Here is a 22900-nt window from a genome sequence, read left to right as displayed (position 1 = left end):
CCCGTCGGCCAGCAATGGTCGGCTAAATCTCGAAGCACGTCATGTCTACACATGGTCGTTGTCTCCAGATTTGGATTCGCTAAAGACCCTCAACCTCGGTTGGGGGTATTATTTTTGGGCGAAAAAAAATCTCCTGCTTTACACTGTCGGCAACGCTCGAATCCAATGCTGGCAGACCATGAAGACCGATCTCCCCTTATCGCATCAACGGCAAAGCCATACCCTGACAGGCAAGGAATATATTGAACTGCTCAAGATTGAGCTGGTCAATCCTGATCAGTCCCTCACCATCTTGCGTTACACCTCAGGTCCTTCGCTACAGTTCCAGGGTTTTACCTGGAACTATTTCCCTTACAACCTGGCAGGTGTCGCCGTGGATGAGTCGGGGGAGCACTCTCGACCTAAGCTAAGTTTCCCCAACCCAGAATCCCAGTTCAGTGCCCTGATTAAGGCTGGTGTGTTTGATATGGCTCGGGTGGTTAGATATCGAGTACATCCCGATGACCTGCAGACCGGGCTGGCGGATACCTCCGAGTGGCACATAAGCCGGGCCTTCTCTGCCAACTCTGCCATGGTGGTGTTTGAGCTTCGCCGCCATTCTGACACCCCCCATTTCACCTTACCCGCCCGGAAGTTTCTCCCCCCTGAGTTTCCGGGTGTGGTGCTGTAAGGAGGTACTGTGGATTTATCCTATCTGGAAGGTCGCCCGTATGACCCGGGGCGGCAACATTGCTTAACTCTGGTGGCGGAGTTCTACCGTGAGGTGATGGGACTTAACCCCCGAAATTACGCCAACCCAGAAGGCTGGCCTTTACAGCCGGATTTTGATCTGATCGCGGAAGGGTTGGAGGCCGAGGGTTTTGAGTTAATCAACGGTGGACTCAACAGCTGTCGATTCGGATATCTACTGGCCTTGGACATCTACCATGTTGGCCGTATTAACCATCTGGCCGTATATGTGGGGCAAAACAAGGTTCTGCATCAGTCCCGTAACCGGGTGTCGGTTATTGAGGAGATATCTCCGGTAATGCGTCGTCTGGTTCGGGGTATGTATCGACCGCCAAATTATGAGCAATGGTGTGAGTCTCGGTCGTCCTTATTGCTTGAGACACTGCCGTTGTACCAACAACAACGATTGGTCAAGGCTCAGGAGATTTCTAATGACTGAACTGATTGTACAGCTTCAAAGGTTGTGGCAACCGGGCCCGGAACGCTGCGGCGTGGTGCTCGACAATGGTGAGATCATTGAGCTGCCCAACCGGGCCGAACAGCCGGCCCTCGCCTTTGAGGTGGCTGATGCCGACCTGGCCCCTTATATGGGGCGAGTGGTGGCCAGCTGGCACACCCATCCGCGTACCAGTGGAAATCTGTCCGTGTCTGATTACCGAACCTTTCAGCATTACCCTGACTGGCAGCATTACATTATTGACCAGAGCAGTGTCTGGCAGTACAGCGTGGCCTTTGACTACATGGTGCTGCTGGATCAGGTCTTTGACAAGGAGATGAGCGATGAGTGACGGCTTTATCACTATTCACCTTCACGGTCACCTAAAGCAACACCTATCGGAACCCTTGCGAGTTAAGGCCAAAACCCTTCGTCAGGCATTGACGGCCTTGCAGACGGTGGATGCCTTTAATCCTCATAAGACCCGACGAAAGATCCCGGTACGGGTGGATCACTTCTCTACACCGGCCCAGCTTGACGATACCTGGGGCCGGGACGAGGTTCATCTTCGTCCAGAGCCCGGCTTTGCCGGCGCCGGAGGAGGAGATTGGTTGCGAGTGGTGGTTGGAGTCACATTGATCGTAGTGGGTATCCTGCTGTCGCCCTTCACTGGGGGGGCCTCCCTGACCGCTACAGCTGTTGGCGGTTCTATGCTCGCGACGGTTGCTGTAGCTACTCTCTCCGTATTGGTAACTATGGCGGGGTCTTATTACCTTATGACGGGGTTACAGGGACTCCTCTACGACAAACCGACGGCGCCGGCCCCTCAGGAGCAAAAGCGGAGCTACTTTGGTAACTACCAGGCCACTGTTCAGGCGGGTACCCCGATCCCGATCATTCTGGGCTGTCATAAATGGTCTGGTCATCTCATATCCTATGCCATGGATGTGAAGCCCGGAACCAATGGAGAGCTGCCGGTAATGGAGAACCGAGGGGGTTGGAGTTATTTGCAGGATAACACGACACCACCGTCCGACTTCACTTTCAACTGGCAACAGATTAACCAGGCGTTTACCAGTTAAGCGCCCTTCGAATCCAGACTGAGATCACGACATGAGCAACAAGCCTAACTTTTTGAAAGGGGCGGGTGGCGGGAAAGGGGGGGGGCAACCCAAAGAACCTACCATCCACCCTGACGGTTTACATTCCCAGGCCTTAATAGAAGGGGTGTTGGCGATATCGGAAGGTCCGATTGCCGGCCCTCTGCATGATTCGTTTCAGCACGTCTACTTAGCCGATACTCCTGTCAGAGACCCCAACGGGCAGCTGAACTTTGAGACGGGTTCCATCCGTTTGGGGTACAACAACGGGGATGAGCTAAACCCCACCCCCATCCCTTACCATTTGAAAGGGAGTGGTATTGCTTACGGGGTCCAGGCTCAGTTGAAGCAGGGTGAGCCAGTGATTCGGACCACCCCGGCCGTTCGTCGAGGGTTGTTTAACCGTCTCGAAGTGATCCTTAATATTCAACGGCTGATGCTGTCGAACACTGACGGCCAGATGAGGACATCCTTCACTTATAACATCGATTACCGGCCCTCGGGGACCACGGATTGGCAGCCATTCCCCGGCAGTCCTTTTACGGTGAACGATAAGACCACAACGGGAGCCAGGGTGGAACATGGTGTTCGACTGGCTACTGAGGCGGTGGATACCGATTATGATATCCGGGTGCTTCGATCATCAAAAAACTCCGACACCGAGTATCTGGCTGATGTCTCGTGGGAAGCCTATGAGGTGGTTCTGACTCATGACCAGAGTGCTACCAAGCGGTCTCACACTGATCTGGCCATGATGCACGCTGTTCTTTACAGTAATGATCAATTCACCCGCCTCCCCAATATTTCAGGTATCTATGGTGGGTTGTTGGTGAGTCTGCCCACCAACTACGACCCCCGTACCCGCACCTACGATGAGTTTCATCCTTGGGACGGTACTTTTACCACTACCAAGCATTGGACAGATAACCCCTTCTGGCTTATTCGAGAACTGGTGATGAATGAGCGGTTTGGTATGCGTAAATACCAGCCTTTCATCACCCTGAATGACTACGATCTGTATCGCCTCGCCAAGGATGCCGACACCATGGTGGGTCATCCAACGGTAGGACCAAAATACACGTTTAATGGGGTACTGGCCGAGGCCAAGCCGGGGCTGGAAACCCTGCGTTATATCGCGGGTACCGCCTTTGCCAACATTCTGGATGATGGGCGTGGTAATCTTACAGTCGTTGCCGAACGAGCCGAACCGGCGATTATGCTGTTGACCCCCGAATCGGTAGTGGCCCCTGATCAAGGCGATGACATTACCTTCCAGTACAGCTTCACCGATGTAAAGGAAAGATACAACCTCATCAATGCTTCGTATGTTAACCCCAACCGGGGTTGGGATATGGAGGCTCTACCACCGTTAACGCTCTCAGGAAAGCCCGAGAGTCAGGACCCCACTATTCAAAGGTTGGGTGTTCAGCCCTTAGAACTGGAGCTTCCCGGCTGTATTTATGAACATGAAGCTCATCGTAAGGCCGTTCGGATCTTGGTGGAAGCCAATACCGAAACCATCCTGGTGAGCTGCGCACTCCCTATGGCGGGACAGGTGTTGCAGTTAGGGGACATTGTGGCCCTGGGTGACGCCGAAATGGGGTGGGGGTTGACTGGCCGTTTAAAATCCATTGATGGCTCTACGGTTCATCTGCATGAACCGGTGTATTTTGAACACCCCGGTACTTACACCTTGAGGGTCCAGGGTTATCTGGACCTTGAGGAGTGCAGCTTTGAGGTGACGTCAAAGGGAGAACTCTCCTCCCTGCCTTGTAGTCGTGTTCTTGAGGATATCCCCCCACATGCACCGTTTGTGATCGAACATTCGGATTATGTTGGGACGGCACAAACCTTCCGGGTGATGTCGCTGGATGAATCCCAAAGTTCGGCCGGACAGTACATGGTGCAGCTCAAGCTGCTCAACATGGACAAGTTCGTGGCCGAGGAGCAGGCGTACTTCGAAGGGATTCCTGAACCAGAAGCCATCGACAAGTCTCTAACTCCCCCCACCAATGTGCAGGCCGAGTTTGTACGGGAAATGAAGGACGGGGAACCCTCACTCAGGCTGAAAGTTACCTGGGATGCCAGTCCTCAGGCACTTCGTTATGAGGTATGGGCGGGACCCGATACCAGTTCAGCTTTCCAGATGTTGGGGCAAACACCCACTACTGATGCTTGGTTGGATGTTGAGCCCAACAATTATCAGCTGTTCGTTCGAGCAGTGGGGTTGTTCGGCACCAAGGACAGTGCTCCAGTACAGCTGACGCTGGTAAAAATTACGGCGGCGCACCTGGCGGCCAATGCCACAAACGTGAAGGTGACCGAGCGCACTACGGGTTTCCAGCGCCGGGATCTGCACTTCAACGTGGGGCTGTCCTTTGCGGAGACCTACGAGGGGCAGACCTTCCATGTGGACCTGTTTAACCTGTCTACCATCAAACGAGCCTTCGTACAGATTAAAGACCGCCCTACTGGCGAAGTTCTGCGGGAATTAGATTTGCCGCGCACCGGTGTGGTCTATACCTATGAGCAGCAGCTTTTTGACCGTGAATATCCCTCAGGAAAGCTGGATGTGGAGTTGTACCTGGAAGATTACCTGGGGGATCGCTTTGGTCCGTTATTCTACCAGTATGACTCTGTACAGTACCCCGAAATCTTATCGTTTCAGGATGTTTCCAAACACTGGGGCCTGATTATTGACCCGGAACTAACTTACGACATCGTTCCGAGACCAAACGTGCGTTGGTTCCTGAGTAGCCAGAATAGCTTTGCCACGGCCAAGGAAGTGGCATTGAGTCCACAGCTTCAGTACCTGGATGTAGACGTTGATCAGCTATGGTTTGTTTGGGGGATCTTGGAGACCCCATTCACCTCGGGTCACGTCTTCCCGAGTAACACTACGGGCTTTGAGGTTCGTATCCCTTCTGCGGTTCAGCCCCCGACCAAACCCACAGGGGTGGAGGTGGCCGCCTTCTCAACCTGGGCCAATATCTCCTGGGATGAATACCCATCCCACGGTACCGGGTACACTCGTATTTATCGTCAGGAGACGGCTCTCAACCCTGATAAAACGCCGGTGGACCCTCCCCGCCTGGACATTACTTCCATGCTGGTGGCCGGTTCCCCCACCATGATGTACCACGACACCAACCTGAAAAGTGATCGGGGTTATTACTACTGGGTGACCCATGTTAATGCTAACGGGGACGAGGGACCACTTCATGACCCTAACGGCACCTTTGTGGTTACTGTGCGTAACCCTTCGGAGATTCTGGATGAAATCTCCGGGGAGATCAGTTGGGATGACCTTCATCCCGATACCCAGAAGGTGGTCACGGTTCCTCAGGAAGCTAACTCGTTAGCGGGTATCAACAACCTGATTGAGAACGCTCGGGGGCAGACTCGGCAGCGTGTCAATGAGCGGCGGGGCTTGGAAAAAGCCCTTGGTGAGGTGCAAAAAGAGGCCGGGGAGCGGATTGCCGCGATCCAAGCAGAAGCGGCAGCCCGGGCAGCAGACATTCAGGCGGAACAGGGGGCTCGCGCTGCGGCTATCCAAGCTGAGCGGACCGCCCGACAAGAGGGGGATACCGCCCTCTCTAACCAGATCACGACGCTGACCAGTGCCGTGAATAAAAACGTGGCGGATATTCTGGCAGAGCAGACGGCCCGGGCGGATGCTGACTCGGCCATGGCCAGTGATATTTCAGCGTTGACGGCGACGGTGAACAGCAACAAGACCACGACCGATGCTGCGATCCTGGCAGAGCAGACGGCCCGGGCGGATGCTGACTCGGCCATGGCCAGTGATATTTCGGCGTTGACGGCGACGGTGAACAGCAACAAGACCGCGACCGACGCCGCGATTCTGGCAGAGCAGACGGCCCGGGCGGATGCTGACACGGCCATGGCCAATGATATATCGGCGTTGACGGCAACGGTGAACAGCAACAAGACCACGACCGATGCTGCGATCCTGGCCGAGCAAACCGCCCGCGCTGACGCTGACACGGCCATGGCCAATGATATATCGGCGTTGACGGCAACGGTGAACAGCAACAAGACCACGACCGATGCTGCGATCCTGGCCGAGCAAACCGCCCGCGCTGACGCTGACACGGCCATGGCCAATGATATATCGGCGTTGACGGCAACGGTGAACAGCAACAAGACCGCGACGGATGCCGCGATCCTGGCCGAGCAGACCGCCCGTGCTGACGCCGACACTGCGATGGCAAACGATATCTCGGCACTGACAGCGACGGTGAACAGCAACAAGACCGCGACCGATGCCGCGATCCTGGCTGAGCAAACCGCCCGGGCCGACGCCAACACTGCGATGGCAAACGATATCTCGGCACTGACGGCAACGGTGACCGGTAACAAGGCGGCGACTGATGCTGCGATTGCCGCTGAGCAGACGGCCCGGGCGGATGCTGTCTCAGCCATGGCTAACCAGATCAGCAGTGTTAGCGCCTCAGCGGCAGCCGCCCAAACGACGGCGGATGGTAAGGGACGTTTGTTTTACCAATCGTCAGCCCCCACTGGATCGAACCGAGATGCTAAGAACCTGTGGATCCGGTCCACGGATAATAAGCCTCATCGGTGGGATGGTACAAAATGGGTAGGTGCCACCGATAAGGTAGCGACGGATGCGGCGGCGGCGGCGGCGGCGGCTCAAGGGACGGCTGATCAGGCTAAAGCTGACATTCTGGCAGAGCAGACGGCCCGGGCGGATGCTGACTCAGCCCTGGCTCAATCCGTCGAAACAGTGCAGTCCAGTTTGAACGGCACTCAAAGCACAGTGCAAACTCTCAGTCAGACGGTTAGCACCATTGATGAGCAAGGATCTGAAGCACATAAAGCGTTGTGGGGGGTCAAAGCCAGCGCCGGTGACGTGACTGCTGGTATTGGTCTGGTCGCTAAAGCTGGGGGAGGAAGTGAGTTGGCATTGGCGGCGGGTAAAGTGGTCGCTTTCGACCCCGCCAAACCCACGACTAAAGAAAACCTGTTCGTTGTTGAAGGTGGTAAGGTGTTGATGAATGAAACATTCATCAAACAGGCCTATATCGACCAATTGATCGCTAATAAGGTGGATGCCCCTTATATCAACACCCTGGACTTGAACGCTGTAAATATCTCTGGTGGCCAAATCAACATTGGCTCAGGGTTTTCGGTAGACCCTCAAGGAAACCTGGTGGCCCACAATGCTGATTTGAGAGGAACGCTGCAGGTTCCCAACGCTTGTATTGATACACTGCAGTTGGCCGGGCAGGCGGTAACAATCCCTTCGGCGGTTGCCTCCAGCAGCACATTCTCGACCACGACCAGAAATGAGAATAACCGTGTCACTGTGTTAACGCTAACCGTGACTACAACAGGAAACCCGGTACTTATTACCGCCAACGCAGCCATGGCACCAGACACCGAGGTACATAACGCTTCGTATGGACGGCGCAATTACTACATGACTCTGGATTACGACGACAATCGGATAGCCCTTCAATTTGTTGGTTTTTTTACACGGTTCAAATCCTATGCGGTAGTGTCCATGGGGAATGGAGCCATCGCCCTTAAACACACACCACCGGCAGGAACCCATACCTATAAAATAAAGGTGTTTCAGACCTATGATCAAACCTCAGCTTGGACCCTTGATGTTAGGAACCGATCCCTAGTGGCCTTGGAGGTAAAACGATGATTCAGCAATACGTTGTGTACGACACGAATACCGGGGAGATATCTCACTGCTTTTCGGGGATACCTGAATTTTTACCGTTGAATGTTATGGAGGGGCAATCGGCCTTACCTTGTCCTGATGGTGTTACTGATGCAGAGTATTGGGTTGAGCACGCCACGGGCACCATTCACTCCAAGGGGGATTACCCCCTTGAGCAGCTGCCGCTACCTTGCACCGTAACCATCGAAGGAGTGAACTACCACTGTACCGAGCAACCTGTGTTCGAGTTTGATGCCCCAGGTACCTACATCATCAAAGTGAACGCGGGTCCTCAATTTTTGAAAAAGGAGTTCGAGTTTGATTATCAGCCATAAGTCTCCTGACAAGTCGGGACGGGTGAATGCACAGCGGCATGAGAATATTGCCGCAGGTTTTACCTGGAACGGCAGTGTCTTTGATATCGATCCTGACAGTATGGGGTTGATTGCCAGTAGGGCTTTGCGTCTGATACTGGACCCCGACATCACCGAACTGATTTGGCGGTCCAAGGATAATCAAAACATCACCTTTACCCGGGGGGAGTTCCTGAACTTCTCCCGGGCGGTGGACGCTCATGTAGAGTCTATCTACCAACAGAGCTGGGCGTCCAAAGATCCCCCCTATAAAAACCAGTGAGGAAAATTCCTCACTAGCCTAACATACTCCCAGACTTGGCCAGTCTCCCGGCTGGCCCTTCGAATCCAAACTGGAGTTGTACAATATGACCACCGAGATCACCGCTCCGCAGGTGTATCAGAAACTGGCCAACATGATAAATGAGTGGCAGCAGTTTCTGGATCAGTTTGGCGACTGGCAGACTGCCGCCGGTCCTACGGTTACCTTAACGCACCCTGACGGTTCGACCAGCCTACATCAAACCCTGGCGCATCTGACGCAGACGCTGACCAACTGGGACACCTGGTATACCTCCCGGTCGGCAGAGATCGCGTCATCGGCGGAGTGGGCGGTTCATCCGGTGGACCAGCTGGTTCCTATCGGTAATGGCGTGGATGAGTATTCGGCCCTCCATCATCGCCATTATGCAGATTTAGCCCAAGCGGCTGCCGAAGTTGCTCAAGCCGCCGCTCATAACAGTGAACTGGCGGCCAAGGCTTCTGAGTTGGCCGCAGCGGCTTCTGAAGCGGCGGCAGCCTCCAGTGCCTCCGCCGCCTCAGCAAGTGAAGTGGCCTCGGCCAATAGTGCAGCGGCGGCGGCTACCAGTGAAACGGCGGCGGCCAATAGTGCATCAGCGGCCTCCGCGAGCAAGACTGCAGCGGCGAATAGTGCCTCAGCAGCTAACGTCAGTAAGAACGCTGCCAAGGCCAGTGAGACTGCGGCGAAGGCCAGTGAAACGGCAGCTAAGAGCAGTGAGACTGCTGCAGCGGCGAGTGAGGCTGCTGCTGCCAACAGTGCCTCATCAGCGAACACCAGCAAAAATGCTGCAAAGGCCAGCGAGACGGCGGCCAAGGCCAGTGAAACCGCTGCAGCTAACAGCGAGACGGCCTCTGCCAACAGCGCCTCCGCAGCGAACACCAGTAAAAATGCGGCAGCCGCCAGTGCTTCCGCCGCTTCGGCAAGTGAAACGGCTGCGGCCAATAGTGCATCAGCAGCAAACACCAGCAAAAATGCGGCAGCGGCCAGTGCCACTGCCGCAGCGGCCAGCGAGACGGCGGCTAAGAACAGCGAGACTGCCGCAGCGGCCAGTGAGACAGCGGCCAAAGCAAGTGAAACGGGGGCGGCCAGCAGCGCATCCTCAGCCAGTTCCAGTAAAACAGCGGCGGCCAATAGTGCAGCGGCGGCGGCTACCAGTGAAACGGCGGCGGCCAACAGTGCTGCAGCAGCCTCTGCCAGTGAGATGGCAGCGGCCAACAGCGCATCCGCAGCGAACACCAGCAAGAATGCTGCTGCTGCTAGTGCGACTGCGGCAAAGTCCAGTGAGACGGCTGCGGCTAACAGCGCGTCTGCCGCCAGCTCTAGCAAGACTGCCGCCGCCAGTAGTGCCACCGCCGCCGCCAGTAGTGCTTCCTCAGCCAGCTCCAGTAAAACAGCGGCAGCTAACAGTGCCTCGGCGGCTTTAGCCAGTGAAACAGCAGCGGCGTCAAGCAAAAGTGCAGCCGCTGCCAGCGAAGCTACCGCCACCATCAAGGCCAGTGAGGCGTCATCCTCGGCTACCAAGGCTCAACAGTGGGCCGAGCATCCTCAAGACTCGGACATTCCTGGTGAGGCTGTGGGTACCCGTTCAGCCAAACACTGGGCTGAAATCGCCCATCAGTATGCTCAGACGGTATCGTCAGCCTTAATCTGGCGTGGTGGCTGGGATGCCAGCGCCGGCAATTACCCGACTCCCAGCATGAGCCCCGAGACCGCCGACTACTACCGGATCACGGTCCCGGGCACCATGACAGGTACTCAAGGTTCCCTGACCGTAGAGGCCGGCGATTACCTTCACTGGGATATTCAGCAAGACATCTGGTTCAAGATCGACGCCACCGATGCCGTGAACTCCGTGAATGGTAAGACCGGCGCTGTAGTGTTAAGTAAGGCCGACGTGGGGCTTGGGAATGCGCGAAATGTCCCTTCGTACAGCCAAGCGGAATCTGATGGTCGCTATGTGAGAAGTGATGTCGATACCTCCACCTCAGGAAGTTTCCACTCAAAAAATCTAACATTCGATAAGGCGACGGTGTTAGCAAACGGAACTGACCTGAATACGTTGACCACCTCGGGTTTTTACAACGGACATTCTTTAATCAACGCGCCAAATGGAGATACTAATTGGTGGTACTTGTTTGTGCTGTGCCACACCTATAACACCTCTTACTGCTTACAGAGGGCATGGGACCTTAACACCCAAGACAAGGTGATCTACGAACGCCGGCGGGTATCTGGTGTCTGGGGGGAGTGGTATAAAAGCTGGACTTCGGGTAACGATGGGTCTGGCTCAGGCTTGGACGCCGACATGGTTGACGGCCTGCAGGGTTCACAATTGGCCAGAGTGGATGCCGCGAATACCTTCCTTGAAAGCCAGAGATTTACCGCTGGTAAGGGCCTGTTAAAAGACGGAGAAGGCGTACTTTTCATCGGTAACTCTGGGGGGCTGTCCACAGAAGCACCTTTCTGGAAAGCGTTCCAGGTTGCGGGGGAAACAGTCACCCAGGCTGGGTCTCCCAAATATCCTCGGGGTGCTCTCTACTGGACCATGGGTAAGGTTGACGACCCTACCGATCTGCGTTTTGTTATTGAGACAGGGAATCTGGGAACTCTCCCCTGTGACATACAGGTGGAGCCGTCAAACGGTGGTAGGTTTCTGGTGGAATCGGGTTCTGAGATTTCTGGAGATCTTAATGTTACAGGCGCCAACCTGACACACATGGGTAACCCTGTGTGGCATACCGGAAATGATGGTAATGGTTCAGGACTGGATGCGGATTTACTGGACGGGCGTGAAGGTTATATTTACGCCAAGGAAACCTCTACCAAACCCGTATCAAGAATTACGTGGGCCGAAGCCGGCAGTGTAGGAACACCCGGTAATACCATCACTGATGTTTACGGTGAATCCGACTTTTCCTCAATTGATGCCAATAAAACCTTCGGGTTCCTGGATGCCTGGGCAGCTGTCGAAACCCACGGCGGGAGGCTTCCTACACTCGAAGAAGTGATGGATGGTGTGGGGAGAGGATCAGGTCAAGGGTATGACACCAACTACATTTGGACCTGTACTTTTGAAGACTCGACGCATGTTTGGGTGGTCAAAGGAGACTACATTACATACCCGCAAAAGAAACTGGTGGATATTACAGATCCTGCCGAGGTATATCACACCCGATGTTTCTTTGACGTCGAGCGGGGAAATAAGATTGTACGCTACCACTCGGACGGTGTTCTCAGATCAGGGAATAACCTGGTTTGGCATGCAGGGAATGATGGTGCGGGTTCCGGCCTGGACGCCGACACTGTAGACGGTATTCAAGGCGCTAATATCGCAAGGAGAGGGGCTTCCCTTACCAGTCTAGATAAGAGTTTTTTCCTGTCTTACCTTAACAATCCGGCATTGGCTAACGCAGAATTTCCAAGTTCGGGGGGAGGGATATTTCCCGGTAATGGTGATAGTGCTACAAGTCTGGTCGCCAACGTGAAGGTCGGGTCCTGGTACGGCATTGGTTTTTCTCCAACCATTTCAGGTATGCCGGTACCGAAAGGAGAGAACGCGGTCTGGATTAATGTTCGCGATGGTCGCCTTTATGCCCGTGATGAGTTGTACGCGCAATCGAACCAGAAAGTGTGGCACACAGGCAACGACGGCGCCGGCTCCGGACTGGATGCCGATACCTTGGACGGTAAGCAACTGGCCACTATCGAGTCTGAATACCAGTCAGCAGACGCAAATAAGCTGGACAAGTCCGGTGGTACCATGACCGGTCGTATCACCACCTCGTCGGATATTCGGTTTACCGGTGTTGGGGTTGGTAGCGGCTTGCTGTTCAACTCTACCACTATCGCCAACGATGCCGCAGGTATTCGTCAGATGGGTACCAACAACAACGGCGAACTGGAGTTTTTCACCACCGACGACGATGTTGAGCCTTTCGTGTTCCGACATTACACCGCTGGTCAAGATGGTAGTGGTTCCAGTGTCGAGTGGTTCAAAATCGATGGTAGCCACGCCTACCATCGAGGAAGCGTGGTATGGGATGCCAGTAACGACGGTGCCGGGTCTGGGCTGGATGCTGACACTCTAGACGGCCAGCAGGGTGTGTATTATGACCATACAAAATATGGTCTGGGGGGACTTAGTGTAATATCCCCCGAGCCGAATTCTGTAGGTCCTGTGAGCGGTTTCTATAACCATAACTCAAGCACTACAAACACCCCCCATGAATCCCTGGGGAATTTCGTCTTCTTGCAGGCCGTAGGGGATAATAATAACCAAATATTTCAGATAGGTAGTTATGGGTCTGGGGGAGACGGAGGCAACGGGCATATCTATGCACGGCGCAGATGGCAGAGTTCATGGAAACCTTGGGAGAAGTTGTGGACCGACCAAAACCATGGTGCTGACTCTGGTCTGGATGCCGACAAGGTTCGCGGGGTCTCAGGTACGCTATTGGCCAGGAAAGACACCGATAATTACTATCAACCAGGTAGTAATCAGATCCTATCAAACAACCAGGGGTACTACATAAAAGACGCCTCAGGGGCGAACCGGCGGGTGGCGGCCATAAATCTTAATAGCCGATTACAGCTCGGGCAAAGCACAACCGCCATGGAATTGTGGGCACTTAACGGTGAGGTCACCATCAACAGTTCCGTAATGTGGCACGCTGGTAATGACGGCTCGGGCTCAGGGTTGGACGCCGACACTTTGGACGGTTTGAACTCGACAGACTTCGTGCGAAGCAATGCGGTAACCAACGCGACAGCCGAATACTCAACGACCTCTCATATTGAGTCAGGTAGGGGAAGTGGTGGCGTAGCTCTGACCATAAATGATGGTCACGGGAACGCTAACGTCACTTGGAACCATAAGGCCGGTGTTCCTGAACAAAATGGTAACGCTGCCCGCATTAAGGTAAACACCGATAGCCAAACCGGTGCCACTATGTGGTTCGAGTTAAAGAGTGGTGTGACGGCAGGACAAGCGGTACAGACAGTCCCTGTTCTTATTCTGACGGAGAATGAGGTCAAGGTGGAGTGTCCCAACCTGAAAGTAGGGACTGAGACGGTATATCATACGGGTAATGACCCTAGAGGAGATTATGCTTATCTTTCTGCTCCGACGGCCTTCACCTCAGATTATAAAAACTACTGGGCGAGTCATGCCTCGGTTGGAAACTCTATGAGCACATCTTCCGACGGAATTCTTATTCTGGAGACAGGTCATTATAAAGTGGAAGCATACCAACGATCCAAGAATGCAGAGAGACCTTATATAAGTGTGGCATTGAACGGGGACCGTGGCCTTTTGGAGGGCAGGACTGCAGGTACTTGGTACCACGACCACGCATCTTCTGACCAAAACTCCTCGTCGCAATCTTTCTATCTTGGTCTTCTTAACGCGGGAGAACTTATAACAGTTGGTCCCCCTTCATCTCACTCAGCGAACCTCCACTATGGGGCGGCGAGTTACCAGGGAAAGGTTATGATTACGAGGGTTAAATAAATGAGGACCCACATCTTCATCACCTTGGCCGCCGTTCTGGTGGCCATTCCCCTCGGCACCCAATGGTGGACGTTAGCCGTCATGGCAGGGTTTTGGTTGGGTAGGGAGCATAGCCAGGCCGAATACCGATGGATGAGTAAACACCGAACTAACCGGGCAGGGATGCCCTGGTTGGCGGGTTTTTACCCTGAGAGCTGGACGTATAAGGCACTGATGCCGGATCTAATAACCCCAATCCTAATAGGATGGGTGATATGTTTCATTAGCACTTGAGGAGAAATATATGGCAATTCAATATACCATCACTGCCCCCGAGGCAGAGAAATACACTGTGGAAGTGGTATTTTTCAATGAAGGAGCCCCCCACTTGGTCCATCGCCGGCATGTAAATGCTGTGTTTGATGATACGGGGGTATATAATGCAGAAGCCACCGAAGAACGGGTGGCTCAGGTCGCCTTGGGGGTAGACCATAAGCTGGCAGTGGGGGCGATCACCCTAGTGGATGAGACCCAGAGCGAAGATCCGGCGGAACCTGAAGCCGAACCTACGGCTTAAATATTGAAGTTATGGTGGGGATGCCCCGTCTTTGAATCCAAATCTAAGCATAGCGAGAGCGACTATGGCCTTAAAGTATTTCAAGCGAGAAGAATTCGCCTGTCCTCATTGTGGGGAAAATCATATTGAACAAGGGTTTGTTCAACGCCTGGATAAAGCCCGGGCTGCCGCCGGCGTTCCCTTCGTGATTAATAGCGGCTACCGCTGCAAAATTCATAACGCTGATGTGGGTGGTGTTGAATCCAGCGCCCATCGTGTGGGTTTGGCCGCAGATATTAAAACGCCGAACAGTGTCGTCCGGTTCAAAATCCTGAAGGCGCTTCTGGATGAAGGGTTTACCCGAATTGGGGTTTACTCGGAGGGGGCCGGCGATTTCATTCACGTCGATGCCGATCCTCGTAAGCCCGCCGAGGTGTGCTGGGCCAAGTAGGGATGGTACACTCTACCTAACCTTCCCGGGCTACGGCCCGGGAAGTTTTTCCTGGAGTATCCCGATATGCACACACCTCCTATTAATCAGCACGGATTACTGCTGCCTTTACATCTCACTTCCCTTGGCCACGACCCCAACATTATTTACCTGGACTGCGAAAGCACTGGCCTCGGCCCCACAGCAGAGCCGGTGGAAATCGGCATCTATTCCGACGCCGGGGAAATTCTGCTGGACACCTTGGTGCGTCCCGTTAATCACGAACGCTGGGACGAAGCTCAAGCCATTCATCATATCAGCCCGGAGATGGTGAGGGACGCGCCGACGTTGGCCGAGCTGGAGCCAACGCTGACCCAAATCATTCAAGGCAAGAAGCTGGTCATCTACAACTCGGCTTACGATGTGAAGGTGGTTGGGGACCCGTGCCTGACCTCGTTTTCGATCCACTGTGCAATGAAGGCGTATGCTCCACTGCATGGTGAGTGGAATGAGCGGTACCAGAGTTATAAATGGTGCAAGCTGACGGTGGCCGCTGAGGAGCTGGGCCATGTTTGGGAAGGGGACGCCCACCGAGCCATTCACGATTGCATGGCTACCAGGACTGTGTGGCGCCATGTTTTGGAGCACCGATGGGCTCAGGCACAAAGTCAAGTAAGTCATTGAAAAGGGGGCGAAAGCCCCCTTTTTTGTCCCCAATTCGGTTTGGGGACGATTTGGGGACAAATCCCGTCCCCCTTCTGTACACTCAGGTACTGCTAGAATTCATAGATGTACGGTAAATCAAGGACTTGTCCTGCTATGTTCTCCTATGTACCCTCGTACCGTACAACAGGGGCATAACAACAGTTTGCAACGGATATTGTTAAATAGTTTTATGGAAGGGCTTGATCCAGGTCAAGCGCCGATTCGATGTCATTATGGCCGGTGCAAACGGCGATACCGCTTTTGAAAACCGGGACTTTCGCCCAAGATGAAAGCCCGACAGTCTGTGCTGATAACGGAGGAAAACATGCTCGATTTGTTGCCGGATTTGTGTGACGAACACGCCGACCTGGTCAAGGTACTGGACCCGGTGTTTCGTGACTTTGGCGGAGAGTCCCTGTTCTGGGGCCAGGCGGTGACGGTGCGCTGCTACGAAGACAACTCCCGGGTGCGGGAGCTGGTGTCCCAGCCCGGCACCGGCAAGGTGCTGGTGGTGGACGGTGGCGGCCTGCTGCGCTGCGCCCTGATGGGCGACATGCTGGCGGAAAAGGCACTGGAAAACGGCTGGGAAGGCATTGTCATTCATGGCGCCATTCGCGACGCCGGCACCCTGAGTGAGCTGGCGCTGGGCATCAAGGCCCTGGCGGCGTGTCCGATCCGCTCGGAAAAACGCGGCGAGGGCGTGGTGGACGTGCCGGTGACCTTTGCCGGGGTCACCATTTATCCGGGGGATTATATCTACTCCGATCTCAACGGCGTGCTGGTATCCCGCGAACCCCTGAGCCACCCGCAGCTTTGATGTTTGTGTGAGGGGGGAGGAGACAGGAGTGAGGAGATGCTGCTTCATCTTACCCCTCACTCCTCACGGTTTTCACCGTACTTGTATTTAAACCGCTGCCGGCGCCGGTAGGGGAAGATGTCTTCCACCCGGCCCTGTTCAATGTTGTGCTGCAACTGCCGCCAGTAATCCGCGGTAAACAGCTCCATGTGCCGCTCGGCAAAGGCGGCGCGAATGCGCGGCCTGACCAGCAGAAAGGTTTTGAACTCTTCGGGAAACACATCGTTCGGCCCCACCGAGTACCAGGGCTCGGGGCTCAGCTGATCCTGCAGGTGGTCGGTTCTGGGCATGTCGCGAAAGTGACACTCGGTCATGTAGGCGATTTCGTCGTAATCGTAAAAAATGACCCGGCCATGGCGGGTGACGCCGAAGTTCTTGAACAGCATGTCGCCGGGAAAGATATTGGCGGCGGCCAGCTGGCGGAGGGCACTGGCGTATTCGTCCAGGGCATCTCTCAGTTGCTCGTCATCGGCCTGGTCCAGATACATATTGAGCGGGGTCATGCGCCGCTCGGTATACAGGTGATGAATGATCAGCCGGTCTTCCTTCTGGGTCAGCAGGGATGGCACTTCCCGCCGCAGCTCGGCCAGCAGCTCGGGACTGATGCGGTTAAGGGGCAGCTCGAAGTTGGTGAATTCCATGGTGTCGGCCATGCGCCCCACCCGGTCGTGCTGCTTGACCAGCCGGTACTTGGCCTTGACGGTATCCCGGTTCACGGTTTTTGGGGGAGTGAAGTGATCCTTGATCACCTTGAACACCACGTCGGACGAGGGCAGGGTAAACACGCACATCACCATGCCCTTGATGCCTTCCGCCGGCACGAACTGGTCCCGTGAGTGCTGCAAGTGCTGCAGAAAGCCCCGGTAGAAAATGGTCTTGCCGTGTTTTTGCCAGCCGATGGCATTATAGATTTCGTAATCCGACTTGTTGGGCAGCAGTGGCCGCAGAAACTGCACCAGCAGCGAGGGCTGCGGGCACCACACCATGAAATAGGCCCGGGCAAAGCCAAACAGAATGGAGGCGTCGTCCCGGCTCAGCAGCAGGGTGTCCAGCACCAGTCCCCCCTCTTCGTGCAGAATGGGCACAATAAAGGGCTGCGGTCCTTCGGGGCGTTCCAGCCGGCCGATCAGGTAGGCCCCCTTGTTGCGGTAAAACAGGGTGTTGATCACTGTCAGCTGCAGGGGGACGCCGGCCAGTCCGTGCTCGGCCAGGGTGCGTTCCATGTGCTCCAGATCCTGCGCCAGCCGCACAAAGGGCCGCTCCAGGCCCAGGCGTTTCAGCAATTCCGTTAAAGTGGTGCCCAGCTCACCGGGGGCAATGCGGTACTGCCAGATGACCGGGGCAAGATCCTGCTCTCCCGGGTAAGGCACAAAGGGGTGCACATACAGGTTTTCGGCACGAATGCTGCGATGGCGGGTGGAGCGGCGGTAAACCGAATTGTAGAAGGACTCGGCCATGTCGGCGTTGGCATGATTGATCAGCAGATCGTTGAAGGCCTGCTTCAGTGCCTTCAGCTCCCCGTGGCGCAGGGGCCCCCGGTTGTAGTCGAGCACGGCGCGCACGGTATTGTTGACGTGTTCGTCATACAGCCAGATGCGCCGGCGCGAGGCCAGCTGCACGCCGGGCCAGTCCTGGGCTTCAAAGCGGCTTTTGGCCCCCTGCGTGATCACCAGAAAATAGCGGTGAAAGGCATCGAATCCGCGCATCACGATATGCGCCATTTCCCGTGTGCGGCTGTTCATGTTTTTGCTGCTCCCGATAAAGACCGAACAGCATGTTAATGAGCAGAAAGGGAAAAAAGCGAAGAGGGCGTGGCGGTTTTGTGGTCTGCCGCAAGTTGTGGCGGCGCCGTATGGGAAATTTGTGAAGCAGGGCGAAGCGCGCTCGCTTCGCCCCTTCAGGCTTACTTCAGCTCGTCGGTGAGCTGTACTGCACGGCCGATGTAGCTGGCCGGGGTCAGTTGCTTGAGCTCGTCCTTCACGGACTCGGGAAGCTCCAGGGTGTCGATAAAGGCACGCATGCCGGCACCGTCCACCCGCTTGCCCCGGGTCAGCTCTTTCAGCTTCTCGTAGGGCTTTTCAATGCCGTAGCGGCGCATCACGGTTTGCACCGGTTCGGCCAGTACTTCCCAGTTCTGATCCAGATCGGCGGCCAGCGCCTCGGGGTTGGCTTCCAGCTTGCTGATGCCCTTCAGGGTGGCCTGGTAGGCGATCAGTGAATAACCCACGGCCACGCCCAGGTTGCGCAGCACTGTGCTGTCGGTGAGGTCGCGCTGCCAGCGGGACACCGGCAGCTTGGCGGCCAGGTGATTGAAGATGGCGTTGGCCAGCCCCAGGTTGCCCTCGGAGTTTTCAAAGTCGATGGGGTTGACCTTGTGGGGCATGGTGCTGGAGCCGATTTCGCCGGCCACGGTTTTCTGCTTGAAGTAACCCACGGAAATGTAGCCCCATACGTCCCGGTCGAAGTCGAGCAGTATGGTATTGAAGCGGGCCAGGGCGTCGAACAGTTCGGCGATGTAGTCGTGAGGTTCAATCTGGGTGGTGTAGGGGTTCCAGGTCAGGCCCAGACCGGTGACGTATTTTTCAGAGAAAGCGTGCCAGTCCACTTCCGGGTAGGCGGAGATATGGGCGTTGTAGTTGCCCACGGCGCCGTTGATCTTGGCCAGCAGCTCCACGCTCTGAATCTGCTTGAGCTGGCGCTCCAGGCGATAGGCGACGTTGGCCATTTCCTTGCCCAGGGTGGTGGGCGAGGCGGGCTGACCGTGAGTGCGGCTCAGCATGGGCAGATCGCGGTACTGGGCGGCCAGGCGCTTCACTTCGGCGATCAGCTGCTGGCAGTAGGGCACCACCACCTCGTCGCGACCGGCCTTCAGCATCAGGGCGTGGGCGTTGTTGTTGATGTCTTCACTGGTGCAGGCGAAGTGAATAAACTCGCTCACCGCGGCCAGCTCGGGCAGGGCTTCAACCTTTTCCTTCAGGAAGTATTCCACGGCCTTCACGTCGTGGTTGGTGGTGCGCTCAATGTCCTTGATGCGCTGGCCATCGGCTTCATTGAAGTTGGTCACAATGGCGTCGAGCAGGGCGCTGGCTTCATCGGAGAAGGCCGGCACTTCGGCAATGGCCGGCTCGGCGGCCAGGGCCTGCAGCCAGCGTACTTCCACTTCTACGCGAAAGCGCAGCAGGCCGAATTCGGAGAAAATGGCGCGCAGCGCCTCGGTTTTGTTGCCGTAACGGCCATCGACCGGGGAAATGGCCGTTAATGCTGACAATTCCATGAACTGAAACTCCTGAAGGTTGGGGGGTAATAACACTTAATAACGCAGGGCGGCCTGGGCCTGAGCCACCAGCCGTTTGCGGGAAAACAGAATATGCCGGCGCTTGCCGCCGAGCTGGCGCCACAGCACGGCACTGCGAATGCCCGCCAGCAGCAGGGCACGGATCTGGTGTTGCACCAGCGGCTGCTGCAGAAAGCTGGGGTTGCCCGCCACCTGAATGCGCGGCCCCAGCGGGCTGATAATGTCGCTGTAAATGCCGGCCAGGTTGCCCAGCACCTGCTCGTCGAGCAGCTCGAAGTGATGCAGCTGGCGTTTGACCTGGCTGATGCGTTCACCCAGCATCGACAGCAGATCCCGGCGCCTGGAGAGCTTGCGCTCCAGCGCCACCAGCCCTACCAGATAGCGGGTGAGCTCGGCGTCCTTTTTGCTGCTGTCGCCGTTGAGCTGCTCGATCAGGGTCTGGTAGCCCAGCCGCAGGTGATCGTGACCACCGTAGATGTCCGCCGACTGTTCGGCGTCGGTCACCAGAATACTGTTCAGGGTGCTGGACAGCACCTCCTTGTCTTCAATCACGCCCTGGCGGGCCACCTGTTGCACCAGGCGTGCTGCCTGGCAGATGCCGGCAAAGGCCAGGGTCTGGTTTTCGAGACTGTGACTCACGCTTGATCCTTGTTGAACCGGGTTTCAATAATGCCGCCGCCCAGACACACGTCGTCCAGATAGAACACCGCCGACTGGCCCGGGGTCACCGCCGCCTGAGGCTCATCGAACAGCACGCGAACGGTGTCGGCGTCTACCGGCGCTATGGTGCAGGGAATGTCGGCCTGGCGGTAACGGGTTTTCACGGTGCAGCGCAGGGGCGCGGTAACGGGCCGGCGATCCACCCAGTGCAACTGACGGGCAATGAGGCCGTCGGAATAGAGCCGCGGGTGATCGCCCTGGGCTACCACCAGCACATTGCGCTCCACTTCCTTGTCGACCACGTACCAGGGCTCGTCGCCGGCGTTTTTCAGGCCGCCAATGCCAAGGCCCTTGCGCTGCCCGAGGGTGTGGTACATCAGGCCCTGATGCTGGCCGATCACCTCGCCGTCCACGGTTTCAATGTCGCCGGGCTGGGCGGGCAGGTAGCGGGCCAGAAAGTCCCTGAACTTGCGCTCGCCGATAAAGCAGATGCCGGTGGAGTCTTTCTTTTTGGCGGTCACCAGCTCCAGCTGTTCGGCAATGCGGCGCACCTCGGGCTTTTCCAGCTCGCCCACCGGGAACAGGCTTTTGGCCACCTGCTGTGAGCTCAGGGTGTAGAGGAAATAGCTCTGATCCTTGTTGCCGTCGAGGCCGCGCAGCAGTTTGGGGTCGTCGTCAAAGCTGCGGCGCACATAGTGGCCGGTGGCGATGTAGTCGGCGCCCAGATCTTCGGCGGCGAATTCCAGAAACGCCTTGAACTTGATTTCCTTGTTGCAAAGGATATCGGGGTTGGGAGTGCGGCCGGCCTTGTATTCCGCCAGAAAGTGCTCGAACACATTGTCCCAGTACTCGGCGGCAAAGTTGATGGTGTGCAGTTCGATGCCGAGCTTGTCGCACACGGCCTGGGCGTCGCGCAGATCTTCCGCGGCGGAGCAGTACTCGTCGGTGTCGTCTTCTTCCCAGTTCTTCATGAACAGGCCTTCCACCTGATAGCCCTGCTGTTGCAGCAGGTACGCCGAGACCGAGGAATCCACACCGCCGGACATGCCGACAATCACTTTCAGCTGACTGTTATCGCTCATAACGCCCATTACTCGATTGCAAAACGGGCGCTATTTTACCAGACAAATGTCATGAGGGGGAGGGAGCTTTCAGCGCCGACAACGGAAACCGCTCACCGGCCAGGTAATCCCGAAGGGAGGCCAAAATCAGCGGGCTGCGCAGCTGCTTGCCCAGGGATTCAATCTCTGCCAGGGTCAGCCAGTGGCAGCGAATAATGTCCCCGTCCGGGTCTTGAGGATGAGTGGCCAGCGGTTCGGGTACTTCGGTGCAGAAGGTAAAGCGCACAAAGTGTTTGCCGTTGTCCGGCGCCGTGTACTGGTATACGGCCACGGCGTCTTCAAGGGGCAGGGCCAGGCCGGTTTCTTCCAGCAGCTCGCGGCGGGCACCGTCCAGCAGGTTTTCGCCGGGCTCGAGGTGGCCGGCGGGCTGGTTGAACATCACTCTGCCCTGCTGCCATTCTTCCACCATTAAAAAACGCTCACCGGCGCGCACGATCACCGCCAGGGTTACCGCATGACTCATAGTTTTCTCCATTGTCCGGGTTGCAGATCGCCAAGGGTCCAGTTGCCCACGGCATAGCGGATCAGCCGCAGGGTGGGAAAACCGATATGGGCGGTCATGCGCCGCACCTGGCGATTGCGCCCCTCGGTGATTTGTATCTCCAGCCAGGTGACGGGAATTTCCCTGCGCTCGCGAATGGGTGGGTGGCGCGGCCACACCGCCGGCTCTTCCATGCGCCGTACCCTGGCCGGCAGGGTGGGGCCGTCCTTCAGCTCCACGCCCTGGCGCAGCTTATCCAGATCAGCCTCAGTGGGGTCGCCTTCCACCTGCACCCAGTAGGTTTTGGCGGTCTTGCGCCCGGGCTGGGTCAGGCGGGCATTGAGGGCGCCGTCACTGGTCAGCACCAGCAGGCCCTCGCTGTCCCGATCCAGCCGGCCGGCGGCATAGACGCCGGGCACGTCCACATAATCGGCCAGGGTCTCGCGACCGTCGCCGTCGGTAAACTGGCACAGCACCATATAGGGCTTGTTCAGCAGCAGAGTCACGGTTGGGCCGGAAGGCTTTTTCGGTGCGGGTTTGCGGGGACGGCGGGTAAAATTGGGTTTCATGGGGGATTGGCCTGGCTCGAAAAATCATGGAGCGCGGGCGGCTCGCCCGCACTTTGCCGCGTAGCGGCAATAAGCTCGTCGGTTATTTCACAATGCGACGCATC

The 22900-nt window shown here is 56.3% G+C and carries 17 protein-coding genes and 1 pseudogene; 12 read left to right on the top strand and 6 right to left on the bottom strand.

The window, feature by feature from the left end:
• The first annotated feature begins 178 nt into the window (after positions 1-178).
• From PU634_RS10275 to PU634_RS10220, 12 genes are all read left to right on the top strand, one after another.
• Positions 179-670, top strand: coding sequence for a phage minor tail protein L (locus PU634_RS10275; RefSeq protein ID WP_306760698.1), 492 nt, complete (start codon positions 179-181; stop codon positions 668-670).
• A gap of 9 nt (positions 671-679) precedes the next feature.
• Entirely contained in the window at positions 680-1168 is a 489-nt protein-coding gene (locus tag PU634_RS10270; RefSeq protein WP_306760697.1) for a hypothetical protein, read from the top strand.
• Positions 1161-1517, top strand: coding sequence for an MPN domain-containing protein (locus PU634_RS10265; RefSeq protein ID WP_306760696.1), 357 nt, complete (start codon positions 1161-1163; stop codon positions 1515-1517). Before PU634_RS10270 ends, PU634_RS10265 begins: the two co-directional genes overlap by 8 nt.
• The gene (locus PU634_RS10260; protein ID WP_306760695.1) at positions 1510-2247 is read left to right on the top strand and encodes a hypothetical protein; all 738 of its coding nucleotides are present in this window, start codon (positions 1510-1512) and stop codon (positions 2245-2247) included. The genes PU634_RS10265 and PU634_RS10260 overlap by 8 nt, the downstream gene beginning before the upstream one ends.
• 31 nt (positions 2248-2278) lie before the next feature.
• Positions 2279-7963: a hypothetical protein gene (locus PU634_RS10255; RefSeq protein ID WP_306760694.1), complete on the top strand. Its 5685-nt coding sequence runs from the start codon at positions 2279-2281 to the stop codon at positions 7961-7963.
• A complete protein-coding gene (locus PU634_RS10250) occupies positions 7960-8316 on the top strand; it encodes a hypothetical protein (RefSeq protein WP_306760693.1) in 357 nt (118 codons plus the stop codon). Before PU634_RS10255 ends, PU634_RS10250 begins: the two co-directional genes overlap by 4 nt.
• On the top strand, positions 8300-8617 hold the full coding sequence (locus tag PU634_RS10245) for a DUF4376 domain-containing protein (protein WP_306760692.1): 318 nt from the start codon (positions 8300-8302) through the stop codon (positions 8615-8617). Before PU634_RS10250 ends, PU634_RS10245 begins: the two co-directional genes overlap by 17 nt.
• An 85-nt stretch (positions 8618-8702) precedes the next feature.
• Entirely contained in the window at positions 8703-14144 is a 5442-nt protein-coding gene (locus tag PU634_RS10240; RefSeq protein ID WP_306760691.1) for a pyocin knob domain-containing protein, read from the top strand.
• Between the two features lie 283 nt (positions 14145-14427).
• A complete protein-coding gene (locus PU634_RS10235) occupies positions 14428-14700 on the top strand; it encodes a hypothetical protein (protein ID WP_306760690.1) in 273 nt (90 codons plus the stop codon).
• 64 nt (positions 14701-14764) lie between these two features.
• Positions 14765-15130 (top strand): D-Ala-D-Ala carboxypeptidase family metallohydrolase, encoded by a 366-nt coding sequence (locus PU634_RS10230; RefSeq protein ID WP_306760689.1) that lies wholly within the window; start codon positions 14765-14767, stop codon positions 15128-15130.
• Positions 15131-15196: 66 nt separating this feature from the next.
• Complete coding sequence (locus PU634_RS10225) at positions 15197-15793, top strand: 3'-5' exonuclease (RefSeq protein ID WP_306760688.1); 597 nt, start codon at positions 15197-15199, stop codon at positions 15791-15793.
• Between the two features lie 346 nt (positions 15794-16139).
• The gene (locus PU634_RS10220) at positions 16140-16631 is read left to right on the top strand and encodes a putative 4-hydroxy-4-methyl-2-oxoglutarate aldolase (protein ID WP_306760687.1); all 492 of its coding nucleotides are present in this window, start codon (positions 16140-16142) and stop codon (positions 16629-16631) included.
• 56 nt (positions 16632-16687) lie between these two features.
• On the opposite strand, the gene aceK is transcribed toward PU634_RS10220, so the two are convergent.
• The 6 genes and pseudogenes from aceK to PU634_RS10190 form a co-directional block, all read right to left on the bottom strand.
• Entirely contained in the window at positions 16688-18412 is a 1725-nt protein-coding gene (gene aceK, locus PU634_RS10215; protein ID WP_306760686.1) for a bifunctional isocitrate dehydrogenase kinase/phosphatase, read from the bottom strand.
• Between the two features lie 161 nt (positions 18413-18573).
• Positions 18574-19944 carry an adenylosuccinate lyase gene (gene purB / locus PU634_RS10210; protein WP_306760685.1) on the bottom strand — a complete coding sequence of 457 codons (1371 nt, stop codon included), beginning with the start codon at positions 19942-19944 and terminating at the stop codon, positions 18574-18576.
• A 36-nt stretch (positions 19945-19980) separates the two neighbouring features.
• Positions 19981-20604 (bottom strand): high frequency lysogenization protein HflD, encoded by a 624-nt coding sequence (gene hflD, locus PU634_RS10205; RefSeq protein WP_306760684.1) that lies wholly within the window; start codon positions 20602-20604, stop codon positions 19981-19983.
• A complete protein-coding gene (gene mnmA, locus PU634_RS10200) occupies positions 20601-21707 on the bottom strand; it encodes a tRNA 2-thiouridine(34) synthase MnmA (RefSeq protein WP_306760683.1) in 1107 nt (368 codons plus the stop codon). The genes hflD and mnmA overlap by 4 nt, the downstream gene beginning before the upstream one ends.
• 49 nt (positions 21708-21756) lie before the next feature.
• Entirely contained in the window at positions 21757-22209 is a 453-nt protein-coding gene (locus tag PU634_RS10195; protein ID WP_306760682.1) for an NUDIX hydrolase, read from the bottom strand.
• A pseudogene (locus PU634_RS10190) lies at positions 22209-22796 on the bottom strand (pseudouridine synthase); the annotation flags it as partial. The pseudogene PU634_RS10190 and the gene PU634_RS10195, both read right to left, overlap by 1 nt.
• Between the last annotated feature and the right edge of the window lie 104 nt (positions 22797-22900).

The sequence above is a fragment of the Oceanimonas pelagia genome, from assembly GCF_030849025.1.
Taxonomy (GTDB): Bacteria; Pseudomonadota; Gammaproteobacteria; order Enterobacterales; family Aeromonadaceae; genus Oceanimonas; species Oceanimonas pelagia.
This window is presented reverse-complemented; position numbering and strand designations above follow the sequence as displayed.